Here is a 7,208-nt window from a genome sequence, read left to right as displayed (position 1 = left end):
AGAATACACAAATAGAATTGATCTTATTCAAATTTAAGGACTTAAAATGTGTTGGCAAAGATAATCAGGATAATTCCATTGAAAACACTTCGGAGATTTTTGAGAGCAATAGTTTTTTAACAGATTCAATGTCCTGGCGCACACCCAATTCCTTTTGCAGGGAGGTTACGGTTTTATCAGTGAATCCACAGGGATTGATCAGGTTAAAATAATCCAGGTCCGTATTAACATTGAAAGCAAATCCATGCATCGATACCCATCGGCTGGTTCTCACTCCAATGGCACATATTTTCCTGGTTTTTGCGGGGATTCCCACCTCCAGCCATACGCCTGTAGCCCCGGGTAACCTTTGCCCGTCAATTCCATATTCAGCAATGGTTTTTATGATGGATTCTTCTAGCATCTCTATGTATTCCCGGGCACCTTTCACAAAGTACTCCAGGTTCAGGACCGGATAGCCTACAATCTGCCCCGGACCGTGATAGGTAATGTCTCCTCCGCGATTGGTCCTGATAAATTCAGCCTGTTTTGCCTGGAGTTGCAGGTAATTCACCAGCAGGTTATCCTCCGACCCGCTCTTCCCTAAAGTAAATACATGGGGATGCTCACAGAAAAGCAGGAAATTATCAGTGACCTGCTGATCAGCTAAAGCTCGTTTCTCATTAGCAAGTTTTTGAGAAATAATCCGGTTGAACAGGTTTTCCTGGTAATCCCAGGCTTCCTGGTAATTGATCAAACCGAGGTCCCGAAACTGGGTGGGTATTTTAATTGGTTTCAAAGTGTTACTTCTTTGATGTGACGTTTATATAAGCTCAGAAAAAGACTCCCGGATTGTTCCTCAAACTGATTGATGAATAATACCAGTGTTATGTTTAGGTTAAATTGACAGAAATGAGTTGGGTAATACCCTGAATTATAGTGATTTTGACCTTTGCCCCAAAGGGGAGCCTTCGGCTCGTTTTACATTTTGCATTTTGCAATTTACATTTTTACTTATCATCAGAGCTGCTTTTCTGCATGATAACTGCTTCTGACCAGGGGCTTGCTTTCCACATGGGTAAAGCCCCTCTCAAGTCCTGCTTGCCTGTAAACATCAAATTGTTCAGGGGTAATATATTCAATTACAGGTAAATGGTGCTTTGAAGGTTGCAGGTATTGGCCAATGGTTAAAATTGAACAATTGACCGCCCGTAAATCATCCATAAGCTGCAGGACCTCATCCGGTTGTTCCCCCAGGCCTACCATAATTCCTGATTTGGCAACAATTCCATACGCTGCAATCTGACGGATCACCTCCAGGCTTCTTTCATAGTTTGATGCACTTCTCACGTCGGGTGTAAGCCTTCTGACAGTCTCCAGGTTATGCGAAATAATCTCCAGCTTTTCTGACAAGACTTTCTCCAGGTGCATTGAATTCCCTCCGAAATCAGGGATCAGGGTTTCAATGGTTGTACCAGGGCAATCGGTCCTGATGGCTTTGATGGTCAATGCCCAGATACCGGCTCCGCCATCTGCCAGGTCGTCCCTGTCAACGGAGGTAAGAACCACATGCTTTAATTTCAGGGTTTTCACCGTTGCAGCGATCTTATTGGGTTCATCAGGATCGGGGGGGAGGGGCTTGCCTGATGGTGTGGCACAGAATTTACAGGAACGAGTGCAGATTTCACCTAAAATCATCAGCGTTGCAGTACCTGCAGTCCAGCACTCTCCCATATTTGGGCATTTCCCGCTTGTGCAAATGGTATGTAATCCATGAGCTTCAACCAGGCTTTTAATTTTAAGGTAATTCTCTCCACCTGGAAGTTGAATCTTAAGCCAGTCGGGTTTTTGACGGATCTTCATGAGTGTGCATTTTCAAATTCATCCCTCTGTGTAAGTGGGCTAGCTGATTTCAGCATTCAAAAGTACTTTATTTCACTAATTGTTATTCCATATATAAGCTCTTACCGGACTATCACTATAAAATGTATTTTTGTCCTCTGTAACAAACATTTTTGATTACTGGCAGTACCTGAATTTATCGATGAATACATTATATCCGCTAAAATTTAACCCTCTCTTTAAAGATAAAATCTGGGGAGGGAAAAAGGTGAAAACCCTCCTTGGTCTGGATTATGCCCCTCTCCCTAATTGTGGGGAAGTTTGGGCTCTTTCGGGATACCAGGGGAATGAGAGTATAGTGAGTAATGGTTTCCTCAAAGGCAATGACCTGAGGGAACTGATCGAGATTTATATGGAAGACCTCCTGGGGGATAAAGTATTCGAGACTTATGGAGATGAATTCCCCCTGCTGATCAAAATCCTTGACTCTAACGACTGGCTTTCAATCCAGGTGCATCCTGATGATGAACTGGCAGCAAAAAGACATGATGGGTTCGGGAAAACCGAGATGTGGTATGTAATGCAGGCGGATGAAGATGCTGAATTGATCAGTGGGTTCAGAAGTTCCATAACAAAAGAAGTGTACCTTGAGAAGTTTAATTCAGGTAAACTAACCAGCTTGCTGAATTATGAGAAAGCATCAGCCGGAGATGTATTCTTTATGCCCTCTGGCCGGGTACATGCACTGGGTCCCGGGCTGTTGATTGCAGAAATCCAGCAATCAAGCGATATCACATATCGTATCTACGATTTTGACCGGCTGGATGATAAAGGAAACGCAAGGGAACTCCATACTGAGTTGGCCCTCGATGCCCTGGACTTTAGTTTTCACCCTGACATCAAAACCGATTATATACCTGCACCTGAAAAAACTGTATCACTTGTGAAGTGCCCTTACTTTGAAACCGGGCTCATGCACTTTGGCACAACCCTTGTTAAAAACTACAGCGATCTCGATTCTTTTGTTATTCTTTTCTGCACTGAGGGGAAATGCCAGGTGCAGTATAATGGGGGAGTTGAAAGCCTGAAAGCAGGGGAAGTTGTTCTCATCCCTGCATCAATGGAAGGCAATATTGCACTCGTCCCCTCAAAAGAGACCAGGATTCTTGAAATTTATATTCCCTAGATACTTCGCAAACCTAATCCAATCCATAATTCACTCTCAACATGAAAAAACTGTTTGTCATTACACTGGTATTTTTCCTCGGATTTACATTGATAGCCCAGGAGGTGAAAACCGATAAGGTCTTATTCAAGCTCCCCTCTGTAAACGTTGTTGATATGAATGGAAAGAAGATCAATACAGCGGATCTTGGAAATGATGGGAAGCCTTTTATTATTAGTTTCTGGGCTACCTGGTGTAAACCCTGTGTTAAGGAGCTGACCACAATTTCGGAGGTGTACCAGGATTGGCAGGAAGAAACCGGAGTGAAACTGATTGCTGTTTCTATCGATGATTCCCGTTCCTCAGCACAAGTGAAAACCCTGGTCAATGGGAAAAACTGGGAATTCGAAATACTGCTCGATGCGAATAGCGATCTCAAACGTGCAATGAATGTTAATGCTGTTCCACATACCTTCATCGTAAATGGTAAAGGTGAAATCGTATGGCAGCATACCAGTTTCAGTGAAGGTTCAGAATTGGAACTGATCAGCCTGATCAGGAAGCTGAATGCCGGTGAACCTATTGCTCACTAAGACTGTACTTTCGCAAATATGACAGGATCCACCCTCAGGGAAAGGATATAATAAGGTATGCATGAAACGTACTTTCTAAAGTCATTACCCGATTTTTAATGATAATTTTATTCCTTGATTCTCAGAAACAAACCCTGATGATTTCATGGAATTACTTAGATTTGTCCATCTGTTTAACCACCTAAAACAAGCTGATTTGAAACCTTTGTCTTTCGCTTCACTAATGTTTCTGGTTTGCATGTTATTTATTGCGCAAACCACTTCTGCTCAATCCGTTTTATCAGGGGCTCAGGTTAATGGGAATTTCCAGATGGATGCCCAGTATTACCAGGTGGACTCAGCTATCGGAGCCAATGCGATTCCTGAGAAAATGCTGATGAATTCATGGACAAATATTACCTATACAGCGGGAGATTTTTCTGCCGGACTTAGGTTTGAAACCTACCTGAATCCTATCAGCGGATATTATAAAGACCTTAAAGGTTCTGGTGTTCCATATTGGTATGTAGGATATAAAACAGGTAAATTTGATATCACTGCCGGGAATTTCTATGAGCAGTTCGGAAGTGGAATGGTTCTCAGGGCTTATGAAGAGCATAACCTGGGTTATGATAATGCCCTGAATGGTATCAGGGTGAAATTCACACCGTTTAATGGTGTTACACTTAAAGGGATCTGGGGGACACAACGTTACTATTGGCAGAAAAGTCCGGGGATTGTGCGGGGCACTGATCTTGATATCTCTATGAATGAAGCCTTCCAATCAATGGCCAACTCTAAGCTGAAAATTCAGTTGGGAGGGAGTTTTGTCAGTAAATTTCAGGATGATGAGGAAATCTCCATCGGTGTAGATACCACATTACGCTTACCTTTGAATGTGGGGGCTACTTCAGGCAGGTTCAATATTTCCTATGGGAAATTCGACCTTTCTGCTGAATATGCTACTAAAATTAATGATCCTAATGCATCCAATAAGTTTATCTACCGCAAAGGACAAGCATTATTAATGAGTGCCTCATATTCTCAGAAAGGATTGGGTGTTATCCTGCAAGCCAAACGGCTGGATAATATGAGCTTTAAATCGAAAAGAACAGAAACTGGTAATGTTTTGGACATCAATTATCTGCCAGCAATTACCAAACAACATACCTATACTCTTGCAGCCCTTTATCCTTATGCAACACAAACCAATGGTGAAATGGGACTGGAAGCACAAATCAATTACAAGATTAAAAAAGATACCTGGCTGGGTGGGCATTATGGAACAGACATCAGCTTGAATTTCTCACAGATTAATTCGATATCAAAGGACTCCATTAGCGGATTCAAGCTGGATGAGCCGGGCTCTCCCGGGTATGAATCCTCGTTTTTAAAGATTGGGGATAAGATGTACTTCCGTGATATCAACCTTGAAATCAGTCATAAGTTCTCAAAACTCTATAAAGCATCATTAAACCTGATGCGTCAGGATTATGACCCACTGGTGAATGGGCATGATGGCGAACCCATGATTCATTCCAACATAGTAATACTTGATATGACTTATCGGTTTACATCCACTCATGCATTAAGAGGAGAATTTCAGCTTTTACAAACAAAACAGGATGAAGGTGATTGGGCAATGGCTTTGTTTGAATACAGTATTGCCCCATCATGGTTCTTTAGCCTTGCTGACCAGTGGAATTATGGAAATGAAACAGAGGACCAGAGATATCATTATCCATTAATCGCAGCCGGGTATAATAATGATGCCAACCGTATACAGTTGTCGTATGGAAAACAAAGAGCCGGCATCGTATGCGTTGGAGGAGTTTGTCGGCCCGTACCTGCTTCCAATGGTTTCACGATTACAATTACCAGTAGCTTCTGATGTCGGGAAACTACTGCATTATTTTCATCCAATCTGAACTGCCATGAAATCTTTTTCAATCATACTTTTAGCCATTGTCGCTGCTTTCCTGCTGAATTCATGCGATAAGCTGGAATCTCCTTATATCAATGTTCCGGCATTTGTAGATACCGCTGCATGCCCGGTCCCGGAATTCCCTGCTGTTACCACCCATCAAAAGCGGGTGTTGCTCGAAGATTATACCGGTCATACATGTCCCAATTGCCCTACAGCAGGGAAATTGGCAAAAGATCTCAAGGATCAGTACCCTGATCAGTTAGTGGTGATGGCTGTTCATGCCGGATGGTTCGCCAGGACTTACCCGGAGTCAGGGGTACCACAAATCTTTGATTATGATTTCAGAACAACCGCCGGAAATGAATGGGATGCATTCTTTGGAAATGGAAATGCAGGGAACCCTAATGGACTTGTTAATCGTCTGAAAGTAAACAGTAAATACGTTCTGCGACCCAATGAATGGGCAGGAGTTATTAGTTCGGCATTGGCAGAAGAACCTTTATTGGACCTTCAATTGATGGTTGATTATGATCCCACCGACCGAAAAATTTGTGCTCATACAAAAACCTGGTTCCTGCAAACCCTCGACCGGAATCTGAAAATCGAAGCCGTTATCATTGAAGATAATATCATTGCCACCCAGAAAAACAATGATCCTTCCATTGGCATTGTTGGGGATATAGAAGATTTTGTGCATATGCATGTGGTAAAGGGTACTTTAAATGGGACATGGGGCTCTACCCTCTCAACCATTGGCACTCCCAACCCTGCTACTTTTGTTAAAACATTGCAATCGGTGCTTCCGGCAAATTGTGACCCGGACCAATGCCATATTGTTGCTTTTGTATTTGATGAAGCTACCAAAGAAGTACTGCAGGTTGTTGAAACAGGCCTGACTGAATAACTCAGGCAATCCTGCCCCACATGCTCTCGTCTGCTCCAAAGAATTTCCAGCGACTTAATCAGGAGACCAACCAAACCATCATATATTATGGAACCAAAGAAAGTAACCCTTGAACTTACAGGGAAGCAGTACCTAGACCTTGTCAAGCTGGTTTTTATGGGTAGTGTGGTAGCAGAAGAAGTAGTGGAAGATGACCAGATGGCCGGTTACCTGGAATCACAGCAGGTATTATTTGCAGCCTCGGGCCCAAAGAAAGGGAATACCTATATTGGGTATGATGCCAAGGACGAAGAATACTACCTGGCCGACGATGTAGAGGAACAATTACTGGAGTTGATGAATGAATATGATGAGAGCAGATTCTGGGAAAACCTGGTCATGCGACTCACCCTTCGTGATCTGCAGAAGAAGTTTTCAGAAAAGGAACTGAGGGAAATGCCTGAAGATAAAGGGACTAAAGAAATGGAAGCCATTCATGAGTACTATATCAATGAATTTGACGACCATGACCTTGAGAATCTTAAGGTAATAGCATTGAAGAAAGTATAATCTTCTTTACCTGATTCCTTGAATTTGGATTGTGTCGATTTCTGATTTCAGAAGTAAAGCATCGTACCTCAAAAATCCAAATTCGTTAATCGACAATCGCTAATCAAAAGAGTTTCTTGAAATAAGAATGTCGATTGCTGATTTCTGATTTCAGAAGTATCGTACTTCAAAAATCTCAATTCGTTAATCGACAATCGCTAATCAAAAGAGTTCCATGAAATAGGAATGTCGATTGCTGATTTCTGATTTCAGAAGTAAAGTATCGTACTT

At 42.3% G+C, this 7,208-nt stretch carries 7 protein-coding genes; 5 read left to right on the top strand and 2 right to left on the bottom strand.

Going from position 1 to position 7,208, the window contains the following annotated elements; all coding sequences use genetic code 11:
• Window positions 1-64: 64 nt before the first annotated feature.
• On the bottom strand, window positions 65-763 hold the full coding sequence (gene lipB / locus IPH84_17320; GenBank protein ID MBK7174939.1) for a lipoyl(octanoyl) transferase LipB: 699 nt from the start codon (window positions 761-763) through the stop codon (window positions 65-67).
• Between the two features lie 236 nt (window positions 764-999).
• Window positions 1,000-1,842: a lipoyl synthase gene (lipA, locus tag IPH84_17315; protein MBK7174938.1), complete on the bottom strand. Its 843-nt coding sequence runs from the start codon at window positions 1,840-1,842 to the stop codon at window positions 1,000-1,002.
• 181 nt (window positions 1,843-2,023) lie between these two features.
• Here lipA and IPH84_17310 point away from each other — a divergent pair, with 181 nt between their 5' ends.
• The 5 genes from IPH84_17310 to IPH84_17290 all read left to right on the top strand — a co-directional run bounded on the left by IPH84_17310 (window position 2,024) and on the right by IPH84_17290 (window position 6,938).
• Window positions 2,024-3,007, top strand: a complete 984-nt coding sequence (locus IPH84_17310; GenBank protein ID MBK7174937.1) for a class I mannose-6-phosphate isomerase — start codon at window positions 2,024-2,026, stop codon at window positions 3,005-3,007.
• A 41-nt stretch (window positions 3,008-3,048) separates the two neighbouring features.
• Entirely contained in the window at window positions 3,049-3,579 is a 531-nt protein-coding gene (locus IPH84_17305; protein ID MBK7174936.1) for a TlpA family protein disulfide reductase, read from the top strand.
• Between the two features lie 196 nt (window positions 3,580-3,775).
• Window positions 3,776-5,449, top strand: a complete 1,674-nt coding sequence (locus IPH84_17300) for a hypothetical protein (protein ID MBK7174935.1) — start codon at window positions 3,776-3,778, stop codon at window positions 5,447-5,449.
• 43 nt (window positions 5,450-5,492) lie between these two features.
• Window positions 5,493-6,389 carry an Omp28 family outer membrane lipoprotein gene (locus IPH84_17295; protein ID MBK7174934.1) on the top strand — a complete coding sequence of 299 codons (897 nt, stop codon included), beginning with the start codon at window positions 5,493-5,495 and terminating at the stop codon, window positions 6,387-6,389.
• Between the two features lie 87 nt (window positions 6,390-6,476).
• Complete coding sequence (locus IPH84_17290; GenBank protein ID MBK7174933.1) at window positions 6,477-6,938, top strand: hypothetical protein; 462 nt, start codon at window positions 6,477-6,479, stop codon at window positions 6,936-6,938.
• The last annotated feature ends 270 nt before the right edge of the window (window positions 6,939-7,208 follow it).

The sequence above is a fragment of the Bacteroidales bacterium genome, assembly GCA_016707785.1.
In the GTDB taxonomy this organism is placed as follows: Bacteria; Bacteroidota; Bacteroidia; order Bacteroidales; family UBA4417; genus UBA4417.
Note: the sequence above shows the minus strand (reverse complement) of the source record. Positions and strands in the feature narration are given on the sequence as shown.

Bases quoted from the DNA above. Each gene is read 5' to 3' on its own strand.
- IPH84_17310 (MBK7174937.1), top strand. From the start codon at position 2,024: ATGAATACATTATATCCGCTAAAATTTAACCCTCTCTTTAAAGATAAA.
- IPH84_17305 (MBK7174936.1), top strand. From the start codon at position 3,049: ATGAAAAAACTGTTTGTCATTACACTGGTATTTTTCCTCGGATTTACA.
- IPH84_17290 (MBK7174933.1), top strand. From the start codon at position 6,477: ATGGAACCAAAGAAAGTAACCCTTGAACTTACAGGGAAGCAGTACCTA.
- lipA (MBK7174938.1), bottom strand. From the start codon at position 1,842: ATGAAGATCCGTCAAAAACCCGACTGGCTTAAGATTCAACTTCCAGGT.
- IPH84_17295 (MBK7174934.1), top strand. From the start codon at position 5,493: ATGAAATCTTTTTCAATCATACTTTTAGCCATTGTCGCTGCTTTCCTG.